The 26,622-nt window shown below is 68.2% G+C and carries 25 protein-coding genes; 16 read left to right on the top strand and 9 right to left on the bottom strand.

Annotated elements, in window-relative coordinates:
- Nucleotides 1-37: 37 nt before the first annotated feature.
- From AC1DSZ_RS00540 to AC1DSZ_RS00505, 8 genes are all read right to left on the bottom strand, one after another.
- Nucleotides 38-1,255, bottom strand: coding sequence for an ABC transporter substrate-binding protein (locus tag AC1DSZ_RS00540; protein ID WP_476836454.1), 1,218 nt, complete (start codon nucleotides 1,253-1,255; stop codon nucleotides 38-40).
- 160 nt (nucleotides 1,256-1,415) lie between these two features.
- Nucleotides 1,416-1,748, bottom strand: coding sequence for a LuxR C-terminal-related transcriptional regulator (locus AC1DSZ_RS00535; protein WP_476836453.1), 333 nt, complete (start codon nucleotides 1,746-1,748; stop codon nucleotides 1,416-1,418).
- 8 nt (nucleotides 1,749-1,756) lie between these two features.
- Entirely contained in the window at nucleotides 1,757-2,923 is a 1,167-nt protein-coding gene (locus tag AC1DSZ_RS00530) for an acyl-CoA dehydrogenase family protein (protein WP_476836452.1), read from the bottom strand.
- Between the two features lie 38 nt (nucleotides 2,924-2,961).
- On the bottom strand, nucleotides 2,962-3,993 hold the full coding sequence (locus AC1DSZ_RS00525; protein ID WP_476836451.1) for an NADP-dependent oxidoreductase: 1,032 nt from the start codon (nucleotides 3,991-3,993) through the stop codon (nucleotides 2,962-2,964).
- 9 nt (nucleotides 3,994-4,002) lie between these two features.
- The gene (gene kce, locus AC1DSZ_RS00520; RefSeq protein WP_476836450.1) at nucleotides 4,003-4,935 is read right to left on the bottom strand and encodes a 3,5-dioxohexanoate:acetyl-CoA acetone transferase; all 933 of its coding nucleotides are present in this window, start codon (nucleotides 4,933-4,935) and stop codon (nucleotides 4,003-4,005) included.
- A 24-nt stretch (nucleotides 4,936-4,959) separates the two neighbouring features.
- Nucleotides 4,960-6,228, bottom strand: a complete 1,269-nt coding sequence (locus AC1DSZ_RS00515) for an acetyl-CoA hydrolase/transferase family protein (RefSeq protein ID WP_476836449.1) — start codon at nucleotides 6,226-6,228, stop codon at nucleotides 4,960-4,962.
- Nucleotides 6,228-7,121: an HpcH/HpaI aldolase/citrate lyase family protein gene (locus AC1DSZ_RS00510; RefSeq protein ID WP_476836448.1), complete on the bottom strand. Its 894-nt coding sequence runs from the start codon at nucleotides 7,119-7,121 to the stop codon at nucleotides 6,228-6,230. The genes AC1DSZ_RS00515 and AC1DSZ_RS00510 overlap by 1 nt, the downstream gene beginning before the upstream one ends.
- Nucleotides 7,118-7,576, bottom strand: coding sequence for a MaoC family dehydratase (locus AC1DSZ_RS00505; RefSeq protein ID WP_476836447.1), 459 nt, complete (start codon nucleotides 7,574-7,576; stop codon nucleotides 7,118-7,120). The genes AC1DSZ_RS00510 and AC1DSZ_RS00505 overlap by 4 nt, the downstream gene beginning before the upstream one ends.
- 106 nt (nucleotides 7,577-7,682) lie before the next feature.
- Here AC1DSZ_RS00505 and AC1DSZ_RS00500 point away from each other — a divergent pair, with 106 nt between their 5' ends.
- The 15 genes from AC1DSZ_RS00500 (at nucleotide 7,683) to AC1DSZ_RS00430 (ending at nucleotide 24,154) form a co-directional block, all read left to right on the top strand.
- Nucleotides 7,683-9,092 carry a phosphotransferase family protein gene (locus tag AC1DSZ_RS00500; RefSeq protein WP_476836446.1) on the top strand — a complete coding sequence of 470 codons (1,410 nt, stop codon included), beginning with the start codon at nucleotides 7,683-7,685 and terminating at the stop codon, nucleotides 9,090-9,092.
- Nucleotides 9,085-10,047: a DUF7065 domain-containing protein gene (locus tag AC1DSZ_RS00495; protein WP_476836445.1), complete on the top strand. Its 963-nt coding sequence runs from the start codon at nucleotides 9,085-9,087 to the stop codon at nucleotides 10,045-10,047. The genes AC1DSZ_RS00500 and AC1DSZ_RS00495 overlap by 8 nt, the downstream gene beginning before the upstream one ends.
- Nucleotides 10,044-11,297, top strand: coding sequence for a CaiB/BaiF CoA transferase family protein (locus AC1DSZ_RS00490; RefSeq protein WP_476836444.1), 1,254 nt, complete (start codon nucleotides 10,044-10,046; stop codon nucleotides 11,295-11,297). The genes AC1DSZ_RS00495 and AC1DSZ_RS00490 overlap by 4 nt, the downstream gene beginning before the upstream one ends.
- A gap of 15 nt (nucleotides 11,298-11,312) precedes the next feature.
- A complete protein-coding gene (locus AC1DSZ_RS00485; RefSeq protein WP_476836443.1) occupies nucleotides 11,313-13,331 on the top strand; it encodes a hydantoinase/oxoprolinase family protein in 2,019 nt (672 codons plus the stop codon).
- Between the two features lies 1 nt (nucleotide 13,332).
- Nucleotides 13,333-15,102, top strand: coding sequence for a hydantoinase B/oxoprolinase family protein (locus tag AC1DSZ_RS00480; protein ID WP_476836442.1), 1,770 nt, complete (start codon nucleotides 13,333-13,335; stop codon nucleotides 15,100-15,102).
- A gap of 37 nt (nucleotides 15,103-15,139) precedes the next feature.
- Complete coding sequence (locus tag AC1DSZ_RS00475; RefSeq protein ID WP_476836441.1) at nucleotides 15,140-16,366, top strand: ABC transporter substrate-binding protein; 1,227 nt, start codon at nucleotides 15,140-15,142, stop codon at nucleotides 16,364-16,366.
- 59 nt (nucleotides 16,367-16,425) lie between these two features.
- The gene (locus AC1DSZ_RS00470) at nucleotides 16,426-17,316 is read left to right on the top strand and encodes a branched-chain amino acid ABC transporter permease (RefSeq protein WP_476836440.1); all 891 of its coding nucleotides are present in this window, start codon (nucleotides 16,426-16,428) and stop codon (nucleotides 17,314-17,316) included.
- Nucleotides 17,303-18,334: a branched-chain amino acid ABC transporter permease gene (locus AC1DSZ_RS00465; protein WP_476836439.1), complete on the top strand. Its 1,032-nt coding sequence runs from the start codon at nucleotides 17,303-17,305 to the stop codon at nucleotides 18,332-18,334. The genes AC1DSZ_RS00470 and AC1DSZ_RS00465 overlap by 14 nt, the downstream gene beginning before the upstream one ends.
- Nucleotides 18,331-19,056 carry an ABC transporter ATP-binding protein gene (locus AC1DSZ_RS00460; RefSeq protein WP_476836438.1) on the top strand — a complete coding sequence of 242 codons (726 nt, stop codon included), beginning with the start codon at nucleotides 18,331-18,333 and terminating at the stop codon, nucleotides 19,054-19,056. The genes AC1DSZ_RS00465 and AC1DSZ_RS00460 overlap by 4 nt, the downstream gene beginning before the upstream one ends.
- The gene (locus AC1DSZ_RS00455; RefSeq protein ID WP_476836437.1) at nucleotides 19,053-19,769 is read left to right on the top strand and encodes an ABC transporter ATP-binding protein; all 717 of its coding nucleotides are present in this window, start codon (nucleotides 19,053-19,055) and stop codon (nucleotides 19,767-19,769) included. The genes AC1DSZ_RS00460 and AC1DSZ_RS00455 overlap by 4 nt, the downstream gene beginning before the upstream one ends.
- 54 nt (nucleotides 19,770-19,823) lie before the next feature.
- On the top strand, nucleotides 19,824-20,564 hold the full coding sequence (locus AC1DSZ_RS00450) for a FadR/GntR family transcriptional regulator (RefSeq protein WP_476836436.1): 741 nt from the start codon (nucleotides 19,824-19,826) through the stop codon (nucleotides 20,562-20,564).
- Nucleotides 20,565-20,707: 143 nt separating this feature from the next.
- On the top strand, nucleotides 20,708-21,673 hold the full coding sequence (locus tag AC1DSZ_RS00445) for a Bug family tripartite tricarboxylate transporter substrate binding protein (RefSeq protein ID WP_476836435.1): 966 nt from the start codon (nucleotides 20,708-20,710) through the stop codon (nucleotides 21,671-21,673).
- A 33-nt stretch (nucleotides 21,674-21,706) separates the two neighbouring features.
- Nucleotides 21,707-23,041: an acyclic terpene utilization AtuA family protein gene (locus AC1DSZ_RS00440; RefSeq protein WP_476836434.1), complete on the top strand. Its 1,335-nt coding sequence runs from the start codon at nucleotides 21,707-21,709 to the stop codon at nucleotides 23,039-23,041.
- A gap of 1 nt (nucleotide 23,042) precedes the next feature.
- Complete coding sequence (locus AC1DSZ_RS00435; RefSeq protein ID WP_476836433.1) at nucleotides 23,043-23,372, top strand: AtuA-related protein; 330 nt, start codon at nucleotides 23,043-23,045, stop codon at nucleotides 23,370-23,372.
- The gene (locus tag AC1DSZ_RS00430; RefSeq protein ID WP_476836432.1) at nucleotides 23,369-24,154 is read left to right on the top strand and encodes an SDR family NAD(P)-dependent oxidoreductase; all 786 of its coding nucleotides are present in this window, start codon (nucleotides 23,369-23,371) and stop codon (nucleotides 24,152-24,154) included. The genes AC1DSZ_RS00435 and AC1DSZ_RS00430 overlap by 4 nt, the downstream gene beginning before the upstream one ends.
- A gap of 16 nt (nucleotides 24,155-24,170) precedes the next feature.
- Here the strand turns inward: AC1DSZ_RS00430 and AC1DSZ_RS00425 are convergent, their stop codons facing one another.
- Entirely contained in the window at nucleotides 24,171-25,001 is an 831-nt protein-coding gene (locus AC1DSZ_RS00425; RefSeq protein ID WP_476836431.1) for a glycosyltransferase, read from the bottom strand.
- Between the two features lie 100 nt (nucleotides 25,002-25,101).
- Here AC1DSZ_RS00425 and AC1DSZ_RS00420 point away from each other — a divergent pair, with 100 nt between their 5' ends.
- Nucleotides 25,102-26,613: a B12-binding domain-containing radical SAM protein gene (locus tag AC1DSZ_RS00420; protein ID WP_476836430.1), complete on the top strand. Its 1,512-nt coding sequence runs from the start codon at nucleotides 25,102-25,104 to the stop codon at nucleotides 26,611-26,613.
- The last annotated feature ends 9 nt before the right edge of the window (nucleotides 26,614-26,622 follow it).

Genomic DNA, 26,622 nt, shown 5'->3' with positions numbered 1-26,622 from the left:
TCGCGGGCTACGCCGGCGTGGGGCGCTGGCCGGCGGCCTATTTGGCCAGGGGGCACACGGCCGGATCGGCGGGCGCGAACGCGTCCTCGGGGGCGATTTCGGCGACCTGCTTGTAGAGGTCCCACTCGCCTTTCGATTCCTCGGGCTTCTTGACCTCGAAGACGTACATCTGGCGCATCACGCGTCCATCGGGCCGGATTGAGCCGTTGCGGGTCATGAAGTCGTTGATGGGCGTCTCGCGCATCTTCTTGTTCACGGCCGCGGTTTCGTCCGTTCCGGCCGCCTTCACGGCGTTCAGGTAGTGCATGACCGCCCCATAGGCGCTGGCCTGGATCATGTTCGGCATCTTGCCGAAGCGGTCGAAGTAACGCTTGGAGAAGGCGCGCGTCTGGTCGTTCTGGTCCCAGTAGAAGGGCGCGGTCTCGAGCAGGCCTTGCGCGGTCTTGAGGCCCATGGCCTTGGTGTCATGGAGCGTGAGGCTGAGGGCCGCGAGCTGCTGCTTGGGCCGGATGCCGAACTCGTCCGCCTGCTTGACGATGTTGGCCGCGTGCGCGGTGGTGGTCGCGAGCGCGACGACCTTGGCGCCGGACCCCTGCGCTTTCAGGAGATCGGACGAGAAATCCGTGGTGTCGAAGGGGTGCTTGGTGGAGCCGAGGATCGTTCCGCCGGCCTTCTTCACCATCGCGGTGGTGTCGCGCTCGACGTTGACGCCATAGCCGTAGTCCACCGTCATGAAGTACCAGCTGTCGTGCTTCTGCTTCATCAGCTGGTTCACGACGCCGAGCGCCTGGCTGTAGTTGTTGTAGGTCCAGTGGATGCCGTTGGGGCTGCACTTGGGCCCGGTCAGATCGGAGCTGGCCGTCGACAGGTAGATGACCAGCTTGTCCTTGTTCTTGGCGAGCTCCTGCATGCCGAGCGCCACGGTCGTGATGCCGATGTCGAAGATCGCGTTCACGTCCTCGTCGTACCATTTGCGGGCCATTCCGAGCCCGACGTCGGGCTTGTTCAGGTGGTCGCCGCTCAAAAGCTGGATGGGACGCCCCAGCACGGTTCCGCCGAAATCCTCGATGGCCATCGTCATGGCCGTGTTGGTGCCCGGCCCGGAGAGATCGCGGACGATGCCCGACATGTCGCTGAGCTGGCCGATCTTGAGCGGCTTGGCCTGGGCGAGCGCGTCGCCGGCGAGTGTTCCGAAGATGGCCAGCGCGCCGGCCGCAAGGGCAATGTTGGGCCGACGGCCTGTGGTCCGCGTCATGGTGCTCTCCTCCCGCCATACGGCGCTGCGCCATTCTGCTCGGCGCTTCACATTAGTTTTGGCACGATGAATTCATTGGTCAACCAATGATTGGGCGCAAAGCCGCTTGGCGAGGTGCGGATCTGCGCTTACCCGGGCGCGTGTTTCCCCAGACCGCCCGTCAGGCGTCGCCGGCCCGGCGGGTCTCGCGCTCGCAGAACACCGCGAAGCGCACCGCGGCCGACACGCGCGTGCGCTCGCCGAGCTTGCCGAGCACGGCGGAGATGTGCGCCTTCACGGTCGCCTCGCTGATCCCGCACCGATGCGCGATCTGCTTGTTGAGCTGCCCCTGGGCCACGAGGCCGAGGATCGCCCGCTGGGCGGGCGTGAGGCTCCGCACCCGCTCGGCGAAGACGTCCGGATTCTCCAGGAAGGCGCGGCCGGGCGGCAGCGCGCCGGGCGTTTCCGCCGCAGCCGCGACACCCGGTTCGAGCGCGTCGGGAAGGCGGAACATGCGCCCCATCAGTAGGATTTCGGCAGGCCGAGCACGCGTTCGGCGATAAAGGACAGTATGAGCTGTTCGGTGACGGGCGCGATGCGGGGCAGCATCGATTCGCGGAACAGGCGCTCGACCTGGTACTCGCGGGCGTAGCCCATGCCGCCATGCGTCATCACGGCCTTGGTGCAGGCGTCGAAGGCCGCGCGGGCGCCGAGGAACTTGCCGGCGTTGGCCTCCGCCCCGCAGGACTGGCCGTTGTCATAGAGCCAGGCGGCCCGCATCAGCATCCAGTAGGCCGACTCCAGATAGGTCCAGGCTTCCGCGAGCGGGTGCTGGACTCCCTGGTTCTGGCCGATGGGCCGGCCGAACACGACGCGGTCCTTGGCGTATTGCGCCGCCCGGTTGAGCGCGTCGCGGCCGACCCCGATGGCCTCGATGCCGACCAGGATGCGCTCGGGGTTGAGGCTGTCCAGCAGGTACTCGAACCCCCTGCCCTCCTCGCCGACACGGTCCTCCTCGCGGATGAACAGGCTGTCGATGAACACGGCGTTGGAGTCCACGGCGTTGCGGCCCATCTTCTTGATGCGCCGAACCTCGATCTTGGAGCGGTCGAGGTCGGTGTAGAACAGCGTCATGCCCTGGGTGGGCTTGCGGCACTGGTCCTTCGGGGTGGTGCGGGTCAGCAGCAGGATCTTGTCGGCCACCTGGGCGGTGGAGGTCCACATCTTGCGGCCGTGCACCACGTAGCCGCCCGGCGCTTTTGTGGCGAAAGTTTTGATGCTGGTGGTGTCGAGGCCGGCGTCCGGCTCGGTGACGCCGAAGCAGGCCTTCTGCTCGCCCTTCACCAGCGGGGTCAGCCAGCGCTGCTTCTGCTCGGGCGAGCCGTGAACCACGATGGCGTGGGGGCCGAACAGGTTGATGTGGATGGCCGAGGCCGCCGAGTAGCCGCCGCCGCTGGAGGTCGCGGCGTGCATCATGATCGCCGCCTCGGTGACGCCGAGGCCCGCGCCGCCGACTTCCTCCGGCATGGTGATGCCCAGCCAGCCGTTCTGCGCCATCAGGTCGTAGTACTCGCTGGGGAAGCGAGCCTCTTCCTCGCAATCCGTCCAGTAGTCGTCATCGAAAGAGGAGCAGATCTGGCGGACGCTGGCGTCGATGGCCTTCTGGTCGTCGCTGAGCTGGATGTCCATGAGGGTGTCCGATGCTGGGGAAAGGGGCAGGCGGCGCGTCAGCCGATGAAGATCAGCTTCTTGCCGAGGTTCTCGCCGGCGTAGAGGGATGCGATGGCGCCGGGCGCGGCTTCGATGCCTTGCGCGAGGTCGACGTCGTAGGTGAGCGTTCCGGCCTTGCAGAGCCGCGCGAGGTCGTCGCAGGCGGCCGCGTAGCGGTCCATGTGGTCGAAGATCACGAAGCCGCTCCACACCAGACGCCGCAACATGATCTCGCGCTCGTTGCGGGGGCCGGTCGGGAGCGGGTTCCACGAGGCCACGGAGGCGGTGCCGCACTGGACGATGCGCCCGCCGATGGCCATGCGGCGCAGCACGGTGTCGAGAATGCTGCCGCCGGTGTTGTCGAAATAGACGTTCACGCCATCCGGCGCCGCCTTCGCGACGGCGGCGTCGAGGTCGGCCGTCTTGTAGTTGATCGCATCGGCATAGCCGTAGCGCTCGCGGCAGAGCGCCACCTTGCGGTCGTCGCCGGTGAGGCCGATCGCGCGGGCCCCGAGATTGCGGCCGATCTGGCCGACGAAGCTGCCGACGGAGCCGGCCGCCGTGGACACAACGAGCGTGTCGCCCGCGCGGGGCCTGCCCAGCTCGGTGAGGCCCAGATAGGCGGTCACCCCGTTGATGCCGAGCAGGCTGCCAAAGGCGGCAAGCGGCAGGTCCTGCGTGGCGCGGTGGATCACCTGCGCGGGCGTCGCGACCGCGTAGTCCTGCCAGCCGAACCAGCCATAGAGCGCATCGCCGGCCTTGAAGTCCGGATGTCGGCTCTCCTGCACGATGCCGACCGCCAGCGCCCGCATGGGGCCGCCAAGCGGCACGGGGGCGGAGTAGTTCGCCTCGGCCGACGCCCAGCCGCGCTGGGCCGGGTCGACGGACAGGTAGACGTTGCGGACCAGGATCTCGCCGTCGCGCGGCTCGGGCACGGCCGCGCTGGCGAGCTCGAAGTCGCTCGCCTGCGGAACGCCCGCCGGGCGCCGGGCCAGCAGGACCTGCCGGTTCTCGCCTGGGGTGGAATATGTCGGGATGTCGGTCGGCATCGGGCGCTCCTAGAAGGCGACGTTGGCGGCGCCCTTGGTTCCGAGCATCCGGCGGGCGTCGTCGGGGGTGGCGACCTCGAGCGACAGCTCCTCCAGAATGCGGCGGATCTTGGCGACCTGGTCGGCGTTTGACGGCGCGAGCTGGCCCTTGCCGAGATAGAGGTTGTCTTCCAGCCCGACGCGGACATTGCCGCCCAGGATGGCCCCCATCGTGACGAAGGGCAGCTGGTGGCGCCCAGCGGCCAGGATCGACAGGTAGTAGTCCTGTCCGAAAAGCCGGTCGGCAGTCGCCTTCATGTGCATCAGGTTCTCGGGCTCGGGCCCGATGCCGCCCAGGATGCCGAAGATCGACTGGACGAAGAACGGCGGCTTCACCAGCCCGCGATCGGCGAAGTGCGCCAGATTGTAGAGGTGGCCGACGTCGTAGCACTCGAACTCGAAGCGGGTCCCGAGCGCGCCGAGCTCGGTCATGCCGCGCTCGATCTGCGTGAAGGTGTTGGAGAGGATGAAGTCCTTCGTCATCTCCAGATAGGGCTGCTCCCAGTCGTTCTTGTACTCGGCGATGCGCCCGCCCGCGGCCGAGATGTTGAAGTTGAACGAGCCCATGTTCATGGAGGCGATCTCGGGCTGCGCCCACTTGGCCGCCGCCAGACGCTCATCCAGCGTCATGCCGAGGCCGCCGCCGGTGGTGATGTTGATGATGCCATCGCAGCCCTGCTTGATGGCGGGCAGGAAGCGCTTGAACATCTCGGGATTCTGCGTCGGCCGGCCCGTCTCGGGGTTGCGCGCGTGGAGATGCAGGACCGCCGCGCCCGCCTTGGCGGCCCCGATGGCGCTCTGGGCGATCTGGTCCGGCGTGACCGGCAGATGCGGCGACATGCTGGGCGTGTGGATCGAGCCCGTGATGGCGCAGCTGATGATGACCTTTTCGGCGCGTTTCATGTGCGTTTCCCTGTTGCGGCGCGTTCAGAACCGCGCGGCGATGTCCTTCCAGGCGTCCTGCAGCGCTCCGCGATGCACCGGGGCCGCGATGGCGACCAGTCGCTCGGCGCGTTCGGTCACGGCGAGGCCGCGCAGGTCCGCCACGCCGTGCTCGGTGATCACCACGTCGATGACGTTGCGCGGCAGCGAGCAGACGCCATCGAGGCGCGCCATGATGCGCGACACGGCGTTGCGGCCGGAGGTCGCCGGCAGCGCGATGATGCTGACGCCGTCATGCGCGAGGCTTGCGGCCTGCGCGAAGTCCGCCGCGCCGCCGACGCCGCTGATCATGCGGCCGTCCAGCATTTCCAGATTGGCCTGGCCGAACAGGTCGACGCTCAGCGCCGAGTTCACGGCGACGAGCCGCGGCAGGCCGGCCAGCGTCGCGGGCCCATGCGTGAAGTCGCAGGCCCGCACGGCGAAGTCGTTGCGATGGGCGAGCCAGTCGTAATAGCCAGCCGTGCCGACATGGACGCAACTGACGTGCGGGGCGTCCGGGTCGAGCGCGCCGCCTTCAGCCAGCAGCCGCGCCGCGTCCGACAGCATGCCGGAGTGGAGACGCAGCCCCCGGCGGTCGGCGACCATGCGCATCAGCGCGTCGGGGGTCTTGCCGAGCCCGACCTGAAGCGTCGACCCGTCTGTCACGAAGCCGGCGATCAAGGCGGCGATGCGCGAGGCCTGAGGAGACGGCGCGCCTACATCATATTCGCGCAACGGCGCGTCCAATTCCAGAACGGCGTCGGCCTGGGCGAGCGCGAATGTCTCGGCGCCCGGAATGCGCGGCATGCGCGGGTTGATCACCGCGAAAATGCGCCGGCAGCGCTTCAGCGCGATGGGGGTGAACTCCACCGCGACGCCGAAGGAGCAGAGGCCGTCGGAATCCGGCGGCGACAAGTGGACGAAGCCGACGTCGAACTCCGCGCCCCGCAGGTGGGACGCGTAGGCGCCATAGGACATCGGCAGGTGCCGCAAGCGTCCGCCCGCCTGCGAGCCGGGAGGCGCGGGCAGCGCGAAGGTGCTGGACCAGGTGGAGCCCTCGGGCAAACGCTCCAGCGGGGCCGGGTTGATGCCGGGCACGAAAGTGCCCGTGATACGGAGAGGCGGCGCATCGGCGGCGCAGAGCGCATCCACAAGCGCCGGAACCTCGGCGCCGGCGCCCGGCAGGAAGATGCGGTCGCCCGCCGAAAGCAGCCGCACGAGCCCGGCTGTATCGTTGACGCGCCGCGCGGCGCCCGGTGTGCCGGCCTCCCGCATCAGGCGCGCGCTCCGGCCCGGCCGGCGATCGCGGCCGCGCGGGCGAGCACCTGTTCGGCCTGCCTGAGATGCGGGATGTCCAGCATCTTGCCGTCGAGTCCGACGACGCCGATGCCCGGGCTGGCCGAGAACGCATCCACGACACGCCGGGCGTGGTCGATTTCGGACTGCGACGGCGAAAACGCCTCGTTGATGCCCGCCACCTGGTCGGGATGGATGGCGATGCGGCCGGTGAAGCCCTCGCGGGACGCTTCGGCGCAGTCGGCCCGCAGGCCGGCATCGTCGCGGAAATCGGCGTAGAGCGTCTCGATCGCGGCGACGCCGCAAGCCTTGGCGGCCAGGAGGCACTGCGACCGCACCATCCGGTAGGTGAAGGCCCATTGGCCCGACGGGTCCCGATTGGTGCTGGCGCCCACCGCCGTGCTGAGGTCCTCGGCGCCCCAGGTCAGCCCGAACAGGCGCGGCAGCGGCGTGTCGTGATAGTGCGCGAGACCGAAGGGCGCCTTCGGGGTCTCGGTCGCGACCGGCAGCAGCCGGATCGGCTTGGCGACGCCGTCACGACGCTCCAGCGCATCCAGGAAGGCGCTGATGCGGACGAGGTCGGCCGGGCCGTCCGCTTTGGGGACCACGATCCCGTCCGGCGCGGCCCGGACCACGCCGACGAGGTCGTCGAGGCCGCCATCCGCGAGCGGGTTCATGCGCACCCACAGCTCCGACCCGCCCATGCGCGGGGCGGCGAGGTACTCGCGCACCATGTCGCGCGCCAACGCCTTGCGGGAGGGCGCAACCGAATCTTCGAGGTCGAGGATCAGCGCGTCAGCGCCCGAGCCGGCGCCCTTGGCGAGCTTCTTCTCGCTATCGCCGGGAACGAACAGAAAGGACCGGAGCGTCATGCCGCAGGCCTCTTGCGCTGCAGGCCGGAGCGCTTGCAGTGGGCGACGAGCTCGTTGCGCTGGTTGAAGGCGCGATGCAGGAAAACCACGATCCCGGCTTCGGGTCGCGACCGGCTTTCGCGCAGTTCGACCACCTCGGTCTCAACGCGGACGGTGTCGCCGTGGAACAGCGGCTTGGGGAAGCGCACCTCGTCCCAGCCCAGATTGGCGATCGCGGTGCCGAGCGTGGTGTCGCCGACCGAGATGCCCACCATCAGGCCGAGCGTGAAGGCGCTGTTGACGAGGCGCTGCCCGAACTCCGTCTCGGTCCGGCAATACTCCTCGTCGAGGTGCAGATAGGCCGGATTGTGCGTGACGCAGCTGAACCAGACATTGTCCGCCTCCGTGACGGTGCGCCGGATCTCGTGGCGAAACACCTGCCCGACGGTGAGTTCGTCAAAAAACAGACCGGCCATCCCTGAGCCTCCCTAATTCATCGCTCTTTTATAAGGTCTGATAATTTACTTGCACGGCGTTGTCGAGCCTCTTATCGTCGTGGCAAGCAAACGAGGAAACGCTCCGTTGAACCACGAGCCGGCAAAGCGGCCAGTCGAGACGCATGGCGCGGCCGAAGGCCGGGCGGCCAGCACCGACGAACTCCGCGCCTGGATCCAGCACGAGACCGGCGCGTCGATCGTCGACTGGCGTCAGATCAGCGGCGGCAACCGGTGCCGCTCCTGGGCGGTGGACGTCGACACGGGGTCGGGCGTCGAGCCGCTCTACCTGCGCTACCAGCCGCCGCGGCCGCCCTCAGCCGAGCCCTATACGGTCTGGCGCGAGGCGGAGTTCTACAAGGCGCTCGGCGGCACCAGCGTGCCGGCGCCCCGGCTCATCGCCGTTCACCCCACCTCGCAGGCGATCCTGACCGAACGCGTCCCCGGCCGCGCTGACTATCGCCGGATCGGCGACCAGGCCGAGCGCGCCGCGATCGCAAAAGATTTCGTGGCGGCGCTCGCGACCCTGCACGGGACGTCGACGGCCGGCATGCGCCTGCCCGGCCTCGACGACGCTTCCACGATGGCCGACTGCGTGCGCCGCGAACTCGCCGCCTGGCGCGCCATGTATGACGAGGCCGGAACGGCCGATCCGCTGATCGACTTCGCGCTGGCGTGGCTCGACCAAAACGTCCCCGAGCCGGCCGGGCGACCGGTGCTCGTCCATGGCGACGCGGGGCCCGGCAACTTCCTGTTCGACAACGGACGGCTGACGGCCTTGCTCGATTGGGAGCTCGCGCATCCGGGCGACCCGATGGAGGACCTCGCCTGGTTCTCGATGCGTTGCGTGATGGAGCCGGTGCCCGACTTTGCGGCGTGCCTGCGGGAGTACGGCCGGCTGACGGGCGCCAAGCCCGACCTCACGCGCATTCGCTACCACCGCGTCTTCGTGTCGACCCGCGTGGTGATTATCCGGCACCGTAACGTCACGGGGCTGCCGGCGAACTCCATCGTGTCGCGCGCCCTGAACCGGCGCCTCCTTGTCGCCGCGCTCGCGGATGCGACGGGCGTCACGCTGCCGCCGGCGCAGCCGATTCGCGCGCCGGCGTCGGACCGCACGGCGTTGTTCGATCACGTGCTGAACGAGCTGCGCCATGACATCGCGGAGGCGAGCGCTGACGCGGGCGTCGTCACGGCGGCCAAGAACGCCGCCAAGGTGGTGAAGTTCCTGCGCGAGCACGACCGGCTCGGACCGACGCTGGAGGCGCAGGAGCGGGACGAACTCGCGGCGCTGCTGGGCGAGCGCCCCGCGACGGTGGCGGCCGGAATGGCGCAGCTCAGCGCCGCCCTGAAGGCCGGGCGAGCGCCGTTCGAGACCGCGCTCCGATTTTTCGCCGCGAGCGTCGCACGCGACGGCGAACTCGCCGCCTCCGCGTCGGGCGGCCTCGCGAACCGCAGCTTCCCCCCATTGACCAGCTCCGGAACCGACCATGTCTGAGACCGCCCCCGCCTCGCCGTTCACCGCCCGGGACGACGACTTTCATTTCGATCAGATGAGCGATCGGTGGTGGGAGACCGAAACCGCCTGGTTCGCGTTCTGCAACCCCGAGCGCAAGCTCGGCGGATGGCTCTACAGCATGGCGCGACCCAATATCGGGACGATCGCGGGCGGGTGCTGGATCTGGGACGAGACGGCCGTGGTCCCCTGGGAAGTGCCCTACTCGGCCAACTACACAGCATTGCGCCTGCCCCGGGACCAGAACCTCTCCGATATCGCCCTGCCGACCGGCGTCAGGATCAAGGCACTCGAGCCGCTGAAGCGTTATGCGATTGGCTTTGAGGACGAGGACCGCCTGAGCGTCGACCTGACTTTCGACGCCGTGATGCCGGCGCGCCCGCTGCGCAAGGGCGATTCTTCATTCAAGCATCTCAATCACTTCGACCAGTTCGGTCATTTAACGGGCGAGATCGTCCTGCACGGCGAGCGCATTCCGATCGACTGCTACGCCATTCGCGACCGGAGTTGGGGTCCCCGCCCCGAGCACCGGCCCGGCAAGAGCGCCTATGTGACCGGCATCGCGTCGCCGGAGGATGCATTCTTGGCGGTGACCAAGTGGAACGACGAGGCGGACCCGATCGCCTACGGGTTCATGATCAGGGACGGCAAGATCGGCGACCTCGTGTCCGGCCGGCGCAGCGTCGAGCGCGATCCGCAGACCGGGATCGTTTCGACCATCACGATCGAGGCGAAGGACGAGTTCGGGCGCGACCTCCACGCGACCGGCCGCCGGCTCAGCGGCATCATCATCAACCGCCACAGCTTCATCGACAGCAACGGCCTGATCGAGTGGACGATCAACGGCAAGACCGGGCACGGCGAGGACCAGGACATGTGGCCCGTGCATCGCTGGTCGGCCTTCCGCCGTGACGCCAGAAAGGGACGCGCCTCGTGAGCCTCGCGAACGGGACTGCCACATCTCCGACGCCGGACAGCGCGCGCCAGCCGCTCGACGGCGTGGTGGTGATTGACCTCAGCCAGATCTACAACGGCCCCTACGCGACGTTCCTGATGGCGGCCGCGGGCGCGACGGTGATCAAGATCGAGCCCCCGGGCGGCGAGCCGCTGCGGCGCAGGGGCGTGGTGGGCGGAGCCGCCCTGCCCTTCGCGATGCTGAACGCCTGCAAGCAGTGCGTGGTGCTCGACCTGAAGGCCGAGGAGGGCAAGGCCGCGCTGCGCGACCTGGTGCGCGACGCCGACGTGCTGGTGGAGAACTTTGCGCCGGGAGCCATGGAGCGCCTCGGCCTGGGGGCCGACGTGCTGCAGGCGCTCAATCCACGCCTGATCTACGCGTCCAGCTCGGGCTTTGGCAGCGACGGGCCCTATCGCAACTACCCGGCCATGGACCTGACCGTCCAGGCCATGGCGGGCGTGATGAGCACGACCGGCTTTCCGGATCGCCCGCCCGTGAAGGCCGGCCCGGCCCTGTGCGATTTCTTCGCCGGGGTGCATCTCTACGGCGCAATCGCGACCGCGCTGTTCGAGCGTGAGCGCACCGGGGTGGCGCGCAAGCTTGAAGTCGCCATGCAGGACGCCGTGTACCCGTCGCTGAGCTCCAGCCTCGGCATGTTCTGGGGCCAGCGCGGCGCCGAGAACCCGCCTCCCCCGCGCACCGGCAACCGCCACGGCGGCCTCGCCGAGGCGCCCTACAACGTCTACCCGACCAGCGACGGCTGGATCGCGATCATCTGCGTCGGCGACGCGCACTGGGCTTCGCTGGTGCGGACCATGGGCCGGCCGGAGCTGGCCGAGGAACCGCGCTTCGCCAGCCTGAAGCTTCGCGTCGCCGCCATGGACGATGTGGATGCGCTCGTGACCGCCTGGACGAGCCAGCGCACCAAGGAAGAGGCGTTCCAGGCGCTGATGGCCAACAAGGTGCCCTGCGCGCCGGTGCGCGACCTCGAGGAGGTCGTGAACGACCCCAACATGCACGCGCGCGGTTCGCTGCAATGGCAGGACCACCCGGAGCTCGGCCGCATCGTGGTGCAGCACTCGCCGCTGCGCTACGCGGGCGCGCCGCGCCGCACGCTGGAGCCCAGCCACCTCCTCGGCGCCGACACCGCCGCCGTGCTGCGCGAGCGGCTCGGCTGGGACGACGCCACGATCGCGGAGGCGCTGCCGCGCCTGTCGCGCACGCAAGCTTAGAGAGCGGGACGCGCCATGGGCGGAATCGTTGGCATCGACGTGGGCGGCACGTTCACCGACCTGTTCTACTCGGCCGACGGCCTGAGCGTAGACGCGGTGCTAAAGGTGCCGTCCACGCCGGACGACCCCAGCCGCGGGCTGATCGACGCCCTGAAGGCGGTCGGCGCCGCGCCGGCTTCGCTGGACGTGATCCTGCACGGCACCACCATCGCGACCAATGCGGTGATCGAGCGACGCGGGGCGCGCTGCGCGCTGATCACCACGCAGGGTTTCCGCGACATCCTGGAGCTGGGCCGCCGCGACCGGCAACGCATGTACGGCCTCACCGGAGTGCAGCAGCCGCTGATCCCGCGCGAGATGCGCTGGGAGGTCGAGGAGCGCCTCGACCATCGCGGCGAGGTGCTGACGCCGCTGGACGAGGCCGGCCTGCAGCGTCTCGCCGGCGCCCTCGCGGGAGAGCCGATCGACGCCGTGGTGATCTCGTTTCTGCACGCCTACGCCAACCCGGCGCATGAGCGCCGCGCGAAGGAGATCGTCCAGGCCGCCAACCCGGCCTGGGAGGTCGTGATCTCCAGCGACGTGGTGCGCGAATACTACGAGTTCGAGCGGACCAGCACGGCGACCGTGCAGGCCTATCTACAGCCGCTCGTGTCCCGCTATGCCCGCAATCTCACCGAGAGGCTCGGCGAACTCGGATTCGAGCGCCAGACGCTGGTGATGCAGTCCAATGGCGGGCTCATCCCGCTGTCGCAGCTGTCGCAGCGAGCCGCCAACATCGTGCGCTCCGGCCCGGCGGCCGGCGTGATGGCTGCGGCGCGGCTCGCCGCCGAGGCGGGCTTCACGCACGTGATCACGGGCGACATGGGCGGCACCAGCTACGACGTCGCCGTGGTGGTGAACGGCGCGCCGCGGATCGCCGAGACCACGGAGCTCGACTTCCGCGTGCCGCTGCGGCTGCCCATGATCGACGTGCACACGATCGGCGCGGGCGGCGGCAGCATCGCTTTTCTGGATCGTGGCGGCACCCTGCAGGTCGGGCCGCGCAGCGCCGGCGCCGTGCCGGGGCCGGTGTGCTTTGGCCGCGGCGGCGTTGAGCCGACCGTCACGGACGCAAACGCGGTGCTGGGGCGCATCAACGCCGAGCATCCGATCGGCATGAAGCATCTAACACGCCTCGACGTGGAGGGCGCCCGCGTCGCCATGGCGAAGCTGGGCGAGCCGCTGGGCCTCGGCGTCGAGCAGACGGCGGAAGCCATCCTGACCATCGTGGATCACGTGATGGCGCGCCGCACGCGCCTGCTCAGCGTCGAGCAGGGACACGATCCGCGCGACTTCGCGCTCGTGGCGTTCGGCGGCGCGGGGCCGCTGCACGGCGCGGCAATCATGCGCGAGGTCGGCATCCGCACCATGCTGCTGCCGCCGCATCCGGGCGTGCTCTGCGCGCTCGGCTGCGCGGTCGCGGACCTGCGCTACGACCTCTCCCAGACGGTGGAGACGCCGTTGGCCGAGGTCGCGCCGACCTTCGTGAGCGAGGTGCTCACCCGCCAGCGCCGCGAGGGCGAGGAGCGGCTCGCCGCCAGCGGCACGCCGCTCGACACCGTGGCGGTCTCGCATGCGGCCGAGATGTCCTATCTCGGCCAGATCCACACGCTGCGCGCCGCCGTGGAGCCGTCCTGGGACCACGCCCGCATGGTGCAGGCCTTCGAGGAGGTCTACCGGCTGGAATACGGCAATGTGCTGGGCGACATCCCGGTCGTGCTGGTCGGCCTGAAAACGGCCGTCCAGGGCGTGCGGGCGAAGCCGGCCAGCGCGCCCGGCCGGCTGGAGCATCGCGCCGCCCCGGTCCGCGACCACCGCGACGTGTATTTCGGCGGCTGGAAGCGTACGCCGATCTATGACCGGACGGCCTTGTCGCCCGGCATGGTCTTCGACGGCCCCGCCATCATCGAGCAGGCGGACACCACCAGCGTGGTCGAGCCCGGCATGCACGCCAGGGTCGACGCCTTCGGCAACATCCTGATCGAGGTGGCCTGACATGGATCCGGTGACGCTCGCCGTGGTTCGCGGCGCCCTGGAGCAGATCGCGGACGAGATGGACCTGCATCTCATCCGGGCGGCGCTCTCGCCCATCATCTCGGAGACCAACGACTGCGCGCACGGCCTCTATGAGCCCACGACCGGCGAGACCATCGCGCAGGGCGGGTATGGCCTGCCGATGTTCCTCGCCAACATGCAGTTCACCGTGCAGCGGCTGATCCCGATCGCGGAGGCGGCCGGCGGCTTCAGGCCGGGGGACGTCTGGATCACCAACGACCCCTATCTGAGCGGCACGCATCTCAACGACGTGGTGCTCGTGTCGCCGCATTTCGTGGACGGCAAGCTGTTCGCGCTCTTCGCCAACACCGGCCACTGGATGGACATGGGCGGCAGCGTGCCGGGCGGCTGGGCGCCGACGGCGCGCGAGATCCATCAGGAAGGGATCATCATTCCGCCGTTGCGGCTGTTCGAGAACGGCAAGCGCAACGACGCCGTGGTGGGGCTGATCACCGCCAATGTGCGGCTGCCGCAGCAGCTGCTGGGCGACCTGGAAGCGATGACCAACGTCTTCAGCCTCGGACGCCGCGGGCTGGACGCGCTGGTGGCCCGCTACGGCGCGGACGTTCTCAAGTCCTGCATGGACGAGATGATGCGCCGCTCGGAGGCCGAGATGCGCTCCTATATCGCGGAAATCCCCGACGGCACGTACCGGATCACCGACTATTTCGACAATGACGGCGTGGTGGACGAGCCCTTGACGGTGGCGCTCGCCGTCACGGTGGCGGGATCGGACATGACATTCGATTTCACGGGCACGTCCGCCAGGGCGGCCGGCCCGATGAACATCTCGGACGCGACCACGCGTTCGCTCTGCCTCGTGGCGCTGAAGCACATCTTCCCGGAGGCGCCGGTGAGCGGCGGCGCGTTCCGGCCGGCGAAGTTCGTGATCCCGAAGCCGAGCATCCTGGCGGCGGAGTATCCCTCGGCGGTGGGCGGCACGACCGACGTCACGCAGCGCATCGTCGACGTGGTGTTCGGCGCGCTGGCTCAGGCCATTCCGGAGCACACGCCCGCCGCGCCGTTCGGCACCACCGGCGTGGCGACGGTCTCTGGCCGTCATCCGGCGACCGGCAAGTATTTTGTCGCCGTGTATCCCTATCCGGGCGGTTATGGAGCCAGTCAGGCGTCGGACGGTCTGCTGAACGGCACGCCGCCGGGCTCCATGGCCAAGTTCATGTCGGTTGAGATGTCGGAGCATCGCTACCCCGTGCGCTTCCGCAGCTATGGGGTGCGCGAGGGCTCCGGCGGAGCCGGCATGCACCGCGGCGGGTGCGGCTCGCATTACGAGATCGAGACGCTCTCGGACGCGGTGGTGTCCATCCTCGGCGACCGTGTCGACCATGCGCCATTCGGCGTGCAGGGCGGGACTTCGGCCGCGCCCAACAGCGTCGAACTTCATACGGGCGGAAAGACGTGGATCCCGCCCATGCGCAGCAAGGCCGAGAAGGTCCCCTTCGCGGCCGGCGACAGCTTCCATCTCGGCTCGCCGGGCGGCGGCGGCTTCGGCGATCCGCTCGATCGCGACCTTGCGGCCGTGGAGGCCGACCTGAATGGCGGGTTCATCGACGCCGGGGCGGCGGAGACCGTCTACGGCGCGGTGGTCGCGACCAAGCGGATGATCGACGACCGCCCGGTCTACGCGCTGGACGCGGAGCGCAGCGGGGCGAAACGGTGCGGCATGCGGCCGGATCAGCGCCGCGCCGGCTAGAACGACACCAAACAAAAAAACACAGCGGGAGGACAGCATGACGCTCACGAGACGGCAGTTTGGAGCCCTGGCGGCGGGCGCGGCCATCATGGCCGGTTCACGCGCCAGCTTCGCGCAGGGCGCGCCGATCAAGATCGGGGCCGTGAACCCCTATTCGGGCGCGATGGCGCAATATGGCGACGAGGTGACCCGCTGCTACGAACTCGCGGCCGAATGGGCGAACGCCCAGGGCGGCCTGCTTGGCCGTCAGGTCCAGATCGTGCGCGGCAACGCCACCTCGGCGCAGGAGGGCATCGGCGCGGTGGAGCAGCTCGTCGGGCGCGACAAGGTCGACATCCTGGCCGGCACCTATGTGACAGCCATCTCCAACGCGGCGAGCGAGAGCGCGCTGAACTACGGCAAGCTCTACTGGGAAACCAATGCGCTGGCGCGCGACCTGACCGACCGGGGGCTTCCCAACTTCGTGCGCACGGGCCCGAGCAGCAACGAGTTCGCGTCCCGCGCCGTGGAAGGCGCCATCAAGGTGGTGGGCGCGAAGCTGAACAAGCAGCCCAAGGACCTGAAGGTCTGGATCGAGCACGAGGACTCGGCCTACGGCACGTCCATCGCGCTGGAGCAGCAGCGCCTGTTCAAGGCGGCCGGCGTCACGGTCGGCATCGGCTCGCACAGCGCCAAGGCGATCGACGTCACGGATTCCATTCTGCGCGCGAAGAACTTCGCGCCCGACGTCTGGATCAGCACCGCCTATGTGGTGGACACGAACCTGCTGCTGCGGGCCGCCCGCGACCAGGGCTTCAAGCCCGCCGCCATGATGTCGTGCGGCGTCGGCGACACCAAGGAGACGCTGGAGGCCATCGGCAAGGACTACCTCGACGGCATCCTGCTGGTGTCCTACCCCCGGCCGGACGTGAGCGAGAAGTACGGGCCCGGCGCGGGCGCCTTCCTGAAGCTCTATCGCGACAAGCTCGGCCGCGACCCCGTCGCCCCGCAGGGCATGAACGCCTTCGTGGGCATGAAAATCCTGTTCGAGGCCATCAAGGCCGCCGGCAGCGTCGAATTCGAGAAGGTCATCAAGGCGGCGGCCGCCATGGACAAGCCGCTCGGGGCCTACGAGACCGGCTACGGGGTGAAGTTCGACGACAAGATGCAGAACACCCGGGCGCTGCCGGTCGTCGCGCAGTGGCAGGGCGGCGCCGTCAAGGCCGTCTACCCCACCGAGGCGGCGTCCGAGGGCGTCTCGGTCATCAACGTTCCCCGAGCCTGACGCCGTGGGCGGGGGCGTCCCGGCGCCCTCGCCCCAAGCTCGCAACCGGAGAGCCCCTCGTGGCCGAATTTCTCAACATCGTGGCGATCGGCCTTTTGCTGGGCGGCATCTACAGCCTCGTCAGCGTGGGCCTGAACCTCATCTTCGGCGTGATCCGCATCGTCAACTTCGCCCAGGGCGAGTTCGTGATGCTGGGCATGTACGGCGCGTTCGCGGCCCAAATGGCGATGGGGATGGACCCCTACATCGCCCCGGTGGTGGTCGCGCCGGCGTTGTTTGCTCTGGGCTGCGTCGTTTACTGGATCCTGCTGCGGCCGTTGCAGGGCGAGCCGATGATGCAGGTCTTCGCCACCTTCGGCCTCCTCATGGTTCTGGAGAACGTGGTGCTGGCGCTGACGCGCGGCGTGAGCCTCAGCGTCAACTCGGCCGCCGCGCAGATTTCCATGTCGCTTGGGCCCGTGCAGATGCCGCTGGCCCGCATCCTCGTGCTGGTCGCCGCCACCGTGGTGGCGGGCGCGCTCGGCTGGTGGCTACGCGTCACCCTCCCGGGCAAGGCGATCCGCGCGGTGGCGCAGGACCGCAAGGCCGCGCGGCTGATGGGGATCAATGTCGAGCGCATGTACATGGTGAGCTTCGGCGTCGGCGCGGCGCTGGCCGGGCTCGCCGGCTGCCTCCTCGCGCCGCTCTATTCCATGTCGCCGCAGATCGGCATGAACTTCATCATGCCGGCCTTCGCGGTGGTGGTGCTGGGCGGGCTGGGCAGCGTCGCGGGCGCCTATGTGGGCGGCTTCATCGTGGGGCTGACGGAGGCGCTGGCGGGCTTCTACCTGGATCCTGCGCTCAAGCACGCCGTGCTGTTCCTCGTTTTCATCGCCGTCTTGATCATTCGCCCCGCCGGTCTCTTCGGCGTCGCGGGCGCGGAGGAAGTGGGGCTCCGTGAGCAATCGTGAGCAGCGCCTCGCCTGGCGCAAAACAGGCGGCGTGAAGACGCTGCGCCATGAGCTGCCCGTCACCTTCGGGGCCCTGGCGGCGCTGGGCGCGCTGGTGGCGGCCATGTCCGGCGACAGCTTCACGCTGAACATCCTCGCCAGCACGTTTCTGTTCGCCGGGCTGGCGACCGCGTGGAACATCATCGGCGGGCTCGGCGGGCAGTTCTCGCTCGGGCACAGCGTCTTCTTCGCGATCGGCGCCTTCACGGTCAGCAATCTCTATCTCGGCCTGCAAGTCTCGCCCTGGCTGGCGCTCCTGCCCGCCGCTTTGCTGTCGGCCGTGCTCGGCGTCCTGATCTCGTGGCCGGTGTTTCGCCTGCGGGGGCCGTTTTTCGCCATCGCCACCATGGCGATGACGGAGGTGCTGCTGTCGCTCTCGCTCTACTTCGACCGTTTCACCGGCGGCTCGCGCGGCGTCTCGATCCCGTTTCGGGCGGGACTCCAGAACATGATCTTCCGGGACCGGCTGTCCTACGCCGTGCTGATGCTCGGCTTCCTGGCCGTCTGTCTCGTCGTCATGGCGGCCGTGACCCGCAGCCGGCTCGGCTATTCGCTGCAGGCCGTCCGCGACAACGAGGATGCGGCCGCGGCGGCCGGCATCGACGTGCTGCGCACCAAGCTCGCCGGAATGGCGATCAGCGCGGCGCTCACCGGCATGGGCGGCGTGCTCTACATCATGTATGTGCGCGTCGCCGACCCGCCGACCCTGTTCTCGCTGTTCGACATCGGCGTGAAGATGGCCCTGATCGCCCTGATCGGCGGGATCGGGACGATCTACGGCCCGATGCTGGGCGCGCTGCTGATCATCCCGCTCGAAAGCTGGCTGCGGGCCGAGCTCGGCGGGTCGATCCCGGGCGCGAACCTGATCGTGCTCGGCTTCATCCTGATGCTGACGGCCCTATTTCTGCGCCGCGGCATCGTGGGCGGCCTGAAGTCGTTGTGGAGCCGGCCGGGCGCCGCGAAGGGAGCCGGCCGATGACGGGCGCTTTTCTTCAGGTGCAAGGCGCGTCGCGCCATTTCGGGGGCCTGCGCGCCGTGGACGCCGTCAGCTTCGACGTAGCGCCAGGCGAGATCGTCAGCATCATCGGGCCGAACGGAGCCGGCAAGACGACGCTGTTCAACCTGCTGACCGGCCAGTTGCCGCCGTCGAGCGGCAAGATTTTGTTTCGGGGCCGGGACATCGGGCCGTTACGGCCGAACGAGCGGGCGCGGCTGGGGTTTGGCCGGACCTTCCAGATCTCCCAGACGCTGACATCGCTGAGCGTGCTGGAGAACGGCATGGTGGGCGCCTTCCTGCACCACCGCTCCCTTCCGGCCGCCGCCGCCAAGGCCGCCGAGGCGCTGGAGCTCGTTGGCCTCGCCAAGCGGGCGGGCGACCGGGCCGGCGATCTCACGCTGGGCGAACGGCGCCGGCTGGAAGTCGCGCGGGCGCTGGCCATGGAGCCGCAGATCGTCCTGCTGGACGAAGTGATGGCGGGGCTGAACCAGACCGAGGTGCAGGACATCATCGAGATGGTGCACACGCTGAACGCCGGCGGCGTGGCCTTCCTGGTGATTGAGCACAATCTCAAGGTCGTGCGCGCTTTCTCGCGGCGCGTCATCGTGATGAACCGGGGCAAGATGCTGCGCGAAGGGTCGGCCGAGGACGTCCTGTCCGACCCCGAGGTGATCGAGGCCTATGTGGGCAAGAGGCGCGCATGAGCGATCATCTCGTCGTCGAAGATCTCTCGGCTGGCTACAACGACATGCCGGTGCTGCATGACGTGGCCTTCCGTGTGCCCAAGGGCGCGGTGACGGCGATCGTCGGCGCGAACGGGGCCGGAAAGACCACGTTGCTCGCCACCATCGCGGGATTGATCAAGCCGAGCCGCGGGCGCGTCACCTTCGATGGCCGGGACATCACGGGCGCCCGCGCCGACGCGCTCCCGGGCCTCGGCCTGGCGCTGGTGCCCGAGGGCGGGCGCCTGTTTCCGTTCATGACCGTGCAGGAGAACCTGCAGCTGGGCGCCTACGCGCCGACCGCGAGGCCGCATCTGGCGGCGCGCATGCGCGAGGTGATGGACGCCTTCCCGATCCTGCTGGAGCGTCGCGACCAGCACGCCGGCAAACTATCGGGCGGCGAACGGCAGATGTGCGCCATCGCTCGGGCGCTGATGTGCCGGCCTACCCTGCTGCTGCTGGACGAACCTTCGGTGGGTCTTTCGCCCCTCATGGCCGAGCGGGTGCTCGAGATCGTCACCCGCCTGGCGCGGGAGGAAGGGCTCACGGTCGTGATCGTCGAGCAGCGCGTCACCGAGGTCCTGGAGATCGCCGACGAGGCGCATATCCTCGATCACGGCCGCATCGCGCGCTCCGGGACAGCCGCGCAATTCCTGGCGGATCGATCCATTCAGGAAACCTACATGGGTCTCTAGTAAACAGTTGGACCATTCCGCGGGAATGACCGATACAGGCGCGGGGAGACCTGCATGACGATCAAGATGAACACGCTCATTTCGCCGGTTGTGGTTCCGAAGGCGTCGGACATCCTGGCGACGCGGCTGCGCGAACTGATCGTGAAGGGCCAGATCACTCCTGGGAGCTTTCTTCCCACCGAACGAGACCTCGTGGTCGAGTCCGGGCTAAGCCGGACATCGGTGCGCGACGCCCTGCGCGTGCTGGAATCGGAAGGGCTGATCACCACCAAGGTCGGCCGGACCGGCGGCTCCATGGTGACGCTGCCCGGCCGGGCGTCCGTGGCGCGGTCGGTGGAGCTGTTCGTGCGCACGCACGGCATTCGCCTGGATTCGCTGCTGGAGTGCCGCGTGGCCGTGGAGCCGACGCTGGCGCGCCTCGCCGCCCGGCATCGCACCGACGAGCAGCTGGCCGAGATGGACGCGATCCACCAGCAGTTCGTGGCCTCCGTGGACGACGTGGCCGTCTACAAGAACATCAACCTGGACTGGCATCTCGCCATCGCGCGGGCCAGCCGCAACGAGCCCCTGATGGCCCTGATGGAGGCGATCGCGACGCCCATCCGGGACGCCATGGACTACCAGCACGTCACCACGCCCGAACTGCGGGCCGTCGCCGTCAAGGCGCATACGGTGATCCTGAAAGCCATCCGCGACCAGGACGAGGACGCCGCCTTCAAGCGCATGGACCGGCATGTCAGCGGCTATCGAGACATCGCGACTTCAACGGCTGCGGCGGGCGCCGAGCCGGCATGATCCTGCCTTTCTGGCGATCATTGAAATAATCAGACCTTTTAGTTGATCCCTCCCCGTTGTGACTCTAACGTGCCCTGACGACGTGCGCCGGTCCAACGCGCACGCACAATGACGTCGGCGAGACGCGGCTAAGGGAGATGACGATGAGGAGCTTGGCGAAAGCCGTGCTGGGCTTGCTGGCTTGTGTGGGGATCGCGGCTCCGGCCGGCGCCCAGACTTATCCGACCAAGCTCATCACCATCGTGGTGCCCTTCGCGGCCGGCAGCGGCAGCGACACGGCGGCCCGCATCCTCGGCCAATACCTCGCGCCTCGCCTGGGCCAGGGCTTCGTTGTCGAGAACCGCATCGGCGCCACGGGCGCGATCGCGACGACGGCGGTGTCCCGCGCGGCCGCGGACGGATACACGCTGCTCCTGGGCACCAACTCCACCCACGGCTCCAACAGCGCGCTCTACAAGAAGCTGAACTACGACCCCATCAAGGATTTCGCGCCCATCGCGCACACGGGCGTGTTTTCCTATTTCCTGGTGGTCGACCCCAAGCTTCCGGTGAAGAACGTCGCCGAGCTCGTGGCGCTGGCCAAGGCGAAGCCCGGTGACGTGACCTATGCGGCGGGGAGCTCGACCAGCATCGTGATGGCGGAGAGCTTCGCCCGGGGGTCGGGCGTGCAGATGCTGAAAGTGCCCTACCGCAGCAACCCCCCTGCCCTCACGGATGTGATGGGCGGCCGCGTCAACATCATGTTCTGCGACATGTCGTCGGCCGTCACCTCCGTGCAGGCGGGCTCGCTGCGGGCGCTGGCGGTGACCACCAAGGCGCGCAGCACCCTCGCCCCCGACCTGCCGACGATCGACGAAACAGCCGTGAAGGATTTCGACCTCGCCTCCTGGACCGGGCTTTTCGCGCCGGCGGGAACGCCCAAGGACGTCATCGAGCGGCTCAACCGCGAGGTGAATGCCGTTCTGGCCATGCCCGAGGTCAAGGAGCGCTTCGCGACGCTCGGCATCGAGGCGCAGCCTCAGTCCGTCGAGACCTTCTCGGCCTATGTGAAGAGCGAGGTCGCCAAGTGGACGACGCTCGTCAAGGAAGCCGGAATCGAGGCGGAGTGACGCCATGGCGGCGCATCGCGGCGGAGCCGTCCCTTGAAGACGATCAGGATCGGCGCAGGCTCGGGGTTCGGCGGCGACCGCATCGAGCCGGCCGTGGAGCTCGCCGAGAAGGGCGACCTCGATTACCTGGTTTTCGAGTGCCTGGCCGAGCGCACCATCGCGCTCGCCCAGCAGGCGCGGCTGCAGGACCCGAACGCCGGGTATGACAGGCTTCTCGATGAGCGGATGCGCGCGGTGCTTCCGGCCTGTCGCCGCAACCGCGTGCGCATCGTCAGCAACATGGGCGCGGCGAACCCTGCGGCGGCCGCGCACGCCATCGCATCCATCGCCCGCGAGCTCGGATTCGCCGGGCTGAAGATCGCCTATGTGCTCGGCGACGATGTGCTCGACCAGGTGCGGGAGACCAGCCCCGCGCTCACCGATGGACCCGCAGCCTTCGCGGATATCGCCGACCGGGCGATCTCCGCGAACGCCTATCTGGGCGTCGCCCCGATCGTGGAGGCGTTGGCGGGCGGCGCGGACGTGGTGATTACAGGCCGGGTGGGCGATCCGGCGCTGTTCATGGCCCCGCTCGCGCACGAATTCGGCTGGCGCGAGGACGATTGGGAGCGCCTCGGCCGCGGCGCGCTGATCGGGCACCTGCTGGAATGCGGCTCGCAACTGACGGGCGGCTACTTCGCGGATCCTGGCGTCAAAGACGTGGCCGGTCTCGCACGCCTCGGCTTTCCTTTCGCGGAGGTCGACGCCGATGGCGGCGCGCTGTTCGGGAAGGTCGACGGCTCCGGAGGCGAACTCAGCCTGCGCACCTGCAAGGAGCAACTGCTGTACGAGGTGCATGATCCGGCGCGGTACATCCAGCCGGACGTCGTCGCCGACTTCACGAGCGCGCGTTTCGAGCAGGTTGGACCGGACCGCGTGCGGCTTTCAGGAGGGGGCGGCTCGCCCCGAACGGACAGCCTCAAGGTCACGATCGGCTACCATGACGGCTTCATCGGCGAGGGCCAGATTTCCTATGCGGGAACCGGCGCCGAGGCCCGGGCGCGGCTCGCGCTCGCCATCGTGGAGGAGCGCCTGCGGATGCTCGGCGTCGCCGTTTCGGAGCTCCGGCTGGAGGTGATCGGCGTCGACTCCGTTTACCGCGGACCAAGGCCCGACGCCGAGGTCCTGGACGTTCGCGCCCGCGTCGCAGGCCGCACCGGGAGCTTGCAGGACGCCCAGCGCATCGGCCGCGAGGTGGAGGCGGTCTGGATCAACGGACCGGCCGGGGGCGGCGGCGCGACCTGGTCGGCACGGCAGGTCGTCGCGGCGGCTTCTGCGCTGGTGCCGCGGTCGCTCGTGGTCCCGACCGTTCATTGGCTGGAGGCCTAGGATGCGGCTGCGCGAACTCGCCCACGCCCGCGCGGGCGACAAAGGCGACATCTCCAACATCTCGGTGATCGCGTACGAACCCGGCGACTACGCGTTCCTCGTGGAGCACGTCACCGCCGAGCGCGTGAAGGCGCTGTTCACAGGCGTCGTCCACGGTGACGTGGTGCGCTACGAACTGCCGGGAATTGGTTCGCTGAACTTCGTGATGACGGGCGCGCTGGGCGGCGGCGTCACACGCTCGCTCGCCCTCGATCCCCATGGCAAAAGCCTCAGCGGCACGCTGCTCGAACTCGAGTTGCCAGCCCGACAAAATCGGAAACCGACCTCATGACCACGCACACCCGTTTCGCCGGCAAGACCGTCCTGATCACCGGCGCGACCGGCGGGATCGGCAGGGCTGCGGCGCGCCGTCTCGCCGCCGAGGGCGCGCAGCTCGTGCTGACCGACATCACGCGCGAGCCGCTGGATGCTCTGGCGGGCGAACTCGGCGGACGCGTGGTGTGCAGCGTCGGCGACATCACGCAGGAAAGCGCCATGGACGACGCGATCCAGGCGGCGCTCGACGCCTTCGGGCGCATCGACGGCGCGTTCCTGAACGCCGGGACCGAGGGCAAGATCGCGATGCTCGGAGCGGCCGAGGTCGCGGACTTCGATCGCGTGATGGCGATCAACGTCCGCGGCCCGTTCATCGGCCTGAGCCGTCTGATGCCGCTGATGAAGCGCCAGGGTGGCGGATCGATCGTCCTCACCTCCTCGACCGCCGGCCTGCGCGGCAGCCCAGCCATGGCGCCTTATGTGGCCAGCAAACATGCGGTGCTCGGCCTGATGCGCTGCGCCGCGCTGGAGGGGGCTCCGCAGGGCGTAAGGGTGAACACCCTCCATCCCGGGCCGATCGACACCGCGATGATCCACAACATCGAGCACGGCTTCGCGCCCGAAAACCCGCAAGCCGCCGCGCGGGCCTCTCTCGCCCGCCTCCCGCTCAAACGCTACGGAACGCCGGACGAAGTCGCGGCCCTGCTGGCCTATGTGCTCAGCGACGAAGCCGCATTCTGCACCGGAAGCGCCTTCTCGATCGACGGCGGCCTGATGGCCGGAACGCCGATGTCGTGAGGCGGTGTGATCGGACTCAGTCTGAGCGCTTCAATCCGCCGATCGCCTGCTTGGCGAGCCGAATGCCGGCTTCACGGCCCAGGCGCATCGGGTGGAGCAAAGCGCGCTCAACGACCATGGCCGACCGGCTCGGGTTCTGGACGGTCTGGCTGCGCAGTACAGGGAAGCGTCCGTCATCCGTGTAGCGGACGCGAACCCCTCGAATCCGGTTTGAGACATTGCGACCGTGGACGTTCTGGATCCACATCCTCTTGCCCTCGCAGACTTGCCGGATCGGCGCGATGCGGTCGATCACCATGTGGGCGGCCGACATCACGGTCTGATTCGATCGAAGGTCCTCGGACACGGTGCAGAACGGGTTCCTGAGATGCCGAAAGTTATAGAGCTTGTCATGCGCCAGGACGTACCCATCCGGAAAGTTCAACACTTCCGTGCGTCCGATTCGGGCCTGCTCCTGCACGCACGCGACGTAGTCCCGCGGCAGTGAGTCGTCGTTGTCCAATTGAGTGGTCAGCTGCCAGCGCGCCGACGCGGGCGCGAGATCGGCGACACGGCGCTGGATCGCGTGAAGCGGAAAATCGCTGAGCCGTCCGAAAAGCCACTGGATCCGCGCGTCCCCTGCGGTCATCGCCTGCAGCTGGCTTTTAATCGCCGGCGGCGTATCCAGGTCACAATACAAGAGCCAGTGAATGTCACCGACGCTTTGCGCAAGCACGCTCGGCAGGCAGAAGCGTTGAAACAGGTCCACCCTGTGCTCCAGCCAGTTTTTCGAGGCTCTGTGCCTCGCGTCACGGCCAGGCGCGGCAAGATTGAAGCGTGTAATAAACACGTGGTGGAATTCCGGCACTGAATAACTCCTGTGCGCCATTTTGGACTTTGTTAAATTTTTGTCTTGTTTGCAAGCCTATCAGATGCGTATTTTCCCGCTATCGAAGAGGTAGCGATAGATGCTTTCTGCCAACGAACAAACAAATGTTGAACAGCTATGCGATTTTCCTGGCCGCGCGCTGTTGGTAGATCTCAATAATTTCTCGACCTTCCCCACTCTTGCTATCGGGCTTCTCGTCGCAACATTGAGGAATGCGGCATGGCAGGTTGATGTTTTGTGTCCACTGGAATTCGACGTTCCGGCGGCTGAACGGGAATATCCCGAGACCAAGATCGACGATCTCATCCGGCGCCTGCATCTCTCGACCGCCCCGATGGTCCGTCCCATCCGTGACCTGGCGCGCTCGGCCCATTGGGCGTGGGGCAACCGGACACGCAGCAAGGTGATCCGGGAAGTCGCCGCAAAGCTCGACCAGCGTCCTGACGTCTTGTTGTTGTCTGCCTACCTGCAGCACTACGACACCGTCGTGGCCTTGGCGGCGCAGGCGCGCGAGCGGAACATTCCGGTGCTTCTCGGCGGGCCGGTGTTCAACTTCGAGAACACCGTGGACGCCTGGCGTGGCATCCCGGGCCTGACCGCAATCGTCGGCAGCGAGGTCGACTTCTCGTTGCCGAACATTCTGGCGACGCTGCGGCGCGGCGGCGACCTCCTGCAGTTTCCGGGCGTCACGCTGCCGGATGGGCGGCGGTCCAGCCCTGCGGCGCCTCTGAGAGGCCTCGACGACCTTCCGGTTCCGGACTTCTCCGATTTTCCTTGGCACCGTTATCGGTTCCGCGTGGTCCCGGTGATGGCGACGCGCGGGTGCCAGTGGGACAAATGCACGTTCTGCAGCGATGTCGCGTCGGTGAGCGGTCGCACGTTCCGCACCCGGTCCGTCGATGCGGTTCTGGGCGAGTTGCGTGAACAAGCGCGCGTGAACGAGACCAACAACTTCCTCTTCATCGATCTGAAGCTGAACTCCAATCCCGGCCTCTTCCGCGGCCTCACCGAGAACATCCAGAGGGAAGTGCCGGGCGCCCAGTGGGTCGGGACCGTTCATGTCGATCTTCGGCGCGACAATGGATTGTCCAGGCAGGACCTGAAGAAGGCGGCCGCGTCCGGGATGAGGCGCGTCAGCTTTGGCCTGGAGAGCGGCAGCCAGCGCCTGCTCGATCTCATGCGCAAAGGCAGCTCGATCGAGAAGAACGAGCAGTTCATCCGCGATGCGCACGCGGCCGGGATCAGCGTGCGCTGCACGATGATCAAGGGCTATCCCGGAGAAACAGCCGAGGACATGGAGCTCACGGCGGCGTTCCTGGAGCGCAACGAGGCCTATATCGATCGGCTCCGCTACAACGAGTTTTCACTGCACGAGAGCACGCCCGTTTACCGCGACATCGCGAGCGGTCGGGGTCCGGCCAATCTTTCGATCAAGAATTGGGACTACCGGAAAGGCCGGGCCCAATACGTCAATCCGGACGGCTTCGGCAAAGCCTACCGCAAGGCGAAATCGCGCGTTCTGGCGAATGTTCACGAAATCAACCGCAAACCGCTGCGCGGGTCGGCCCGTGCATTCGACGGATTGATGTGAGGTCTCGCG

Source organism: Alsobacter sp. P4_H11 (assembly GCF_056400925.1).
Note: the sequence above shows the minus strand (reverse complement) of the source record. Positions and strands in the feature narration are given on the sequence as shown.

Excerpts from the sequence above, each read along its gene's own strand:
- AC1DSZ_RS00505 (WP_476836447.1), bottom strand. The coding sequence starts at position 7,576 with ATGGCCGGTCTGTTTTTTGACGAACTCACCGTCGGGCAGGTGTTTCGC.
- AC1DSZ_RS00460 (WP_476836438.1), top strand. The coding sequence starts at position 18,331 with ATGACGGGCGCTTTTCTTCAGGTGCAAGGCGCGTCGCGCCATTTCGGG.
- AC1DSZ_RS00525 (WP_476836451.1), bottom strand. The coding sequence starts at position 3,993 with ATGCCGACCGACATCCCGACATATTCCACCCCAGGCGAGAACCGGCAG.
- AC1DSZ_RS00515 (WP_476836449.1), bottom strand. The coding sequence starts at position 6,228 with ATGCGGGAGGCCGGCACACCGGGCGCCGCGCGGCGCGTCAACGATACA.
- AC1DSZ_RS00495 (WP_476836445.1), top strand. The coding sequence starts at position 9,085 with ATGTCTGAGACCGCCCCCGCCTCGCCGTTCACCGCCCGGGACGACGAC.
- AC1DSZ_RS00475 (WP_476836441.1), top strand. The coding sequence starts at position 15,140 with ATGACGCTCACGAGACGGCAGTTTGGAGCCCTGGCGGCGGGCGCGGCC.
- AC1DSZ_RS00455 (WP_476836437.1), top strand. The coding sequence starts at position 19,053 with ATGAGCGATCATCTCGTCGTCGAAGATCTCTCGGCTGGCTACAACGAC.
- AC1DSZ_RS00485 (WP_476836443.1), top strand. The coding sequence starts at position 11,313 with ATGGGCGGAATCGTTGGCATCGACGTGGGCGGCACGTTCACCGACCTG.
- AC1DSZ_RS00445 (WP_476836435.1), top strand. The coding sequence starts at position 20,708 with ATGAGGAGCTTGGCGAAAGCCGTGCTGGGCTTGCTGGCTTGTGTGGGG.
- AC1DSZ_RS00435 (WP_476836433.1), top strand. The coding sequence starts at position 23,043 with ATGCGGCTGCGCGAACTCGCCCACGCCCGCGCGGGCGACAAAGGCGAC.
- AC1DSZ_RS00535 (WP_476836453.1), bottom strand. The coding sequence starts at position 1,748 with ATGTTCCGCCTTCCCGACGCGCTCGAACCGGGTGTCGCGGCTGCGGCG.
- AC1DSZ_RS00480 (WP_476836442.1), top strand. The coding sequence starts at position 13,333 with ATGGATCCGGTGACGCTCGCCGTGGTTCGCGGCGCCCTGGAGCAGATC.
- AC1DSZ_RS00540 (WP_476836454.1), bottom strand. The coding sequence starts at position 1,255 with ATGACGCGGACCACAGGCCGTCGGCCCAACATTGCCCTTGCGGCCGGC.
- AC1DSZ_RS00450 (WP_476836436.1), top strand. The coding sequence starts at position 19,824 with ATGACGATCAAGATGAACACGCTCATTTCGCCGGTTGTGGTTCCGAAG.
- kce (WP_476836450.1), bottom strand. The coding sequence starts at position 4,935 with ATGAAACGCGCCGAAAAGGTCATCATCAGCTGCGCCATCACGGGCTCG.
- AC1DSZ_RS00530 (WP_476836452.1), bottom strand. The coding sequence starts at position 2,923 with ATGGACATCCAGCTCAGCGACGACCAGAAGGCCATCGACGCCAGCGTC.
- AC1DSZ_RS00420 (WP_476836430.1), top strand. The coding sequence starts at position 25,102 with ATGCTTTCTGCCAACGAACAAACAAATGTTGAACAGCTATGCGATTTT.
- AC1DSZ_RS00430 (WP_476836432.1), top strand. The coding sequence starts at position 23,369 with ATGACCACGCACACCCGTTTCGCCGGCAAGACCGTCCTGATCACCGGC.
- AC1DSZ_RS00510 (WP_476836448.1), bottom strand. The coding sequence starts at position 7,121 with ATGACGCTCCGGTCCTTTCTGTTCGTTCCCGGCGATAGCGAGAAGAAG.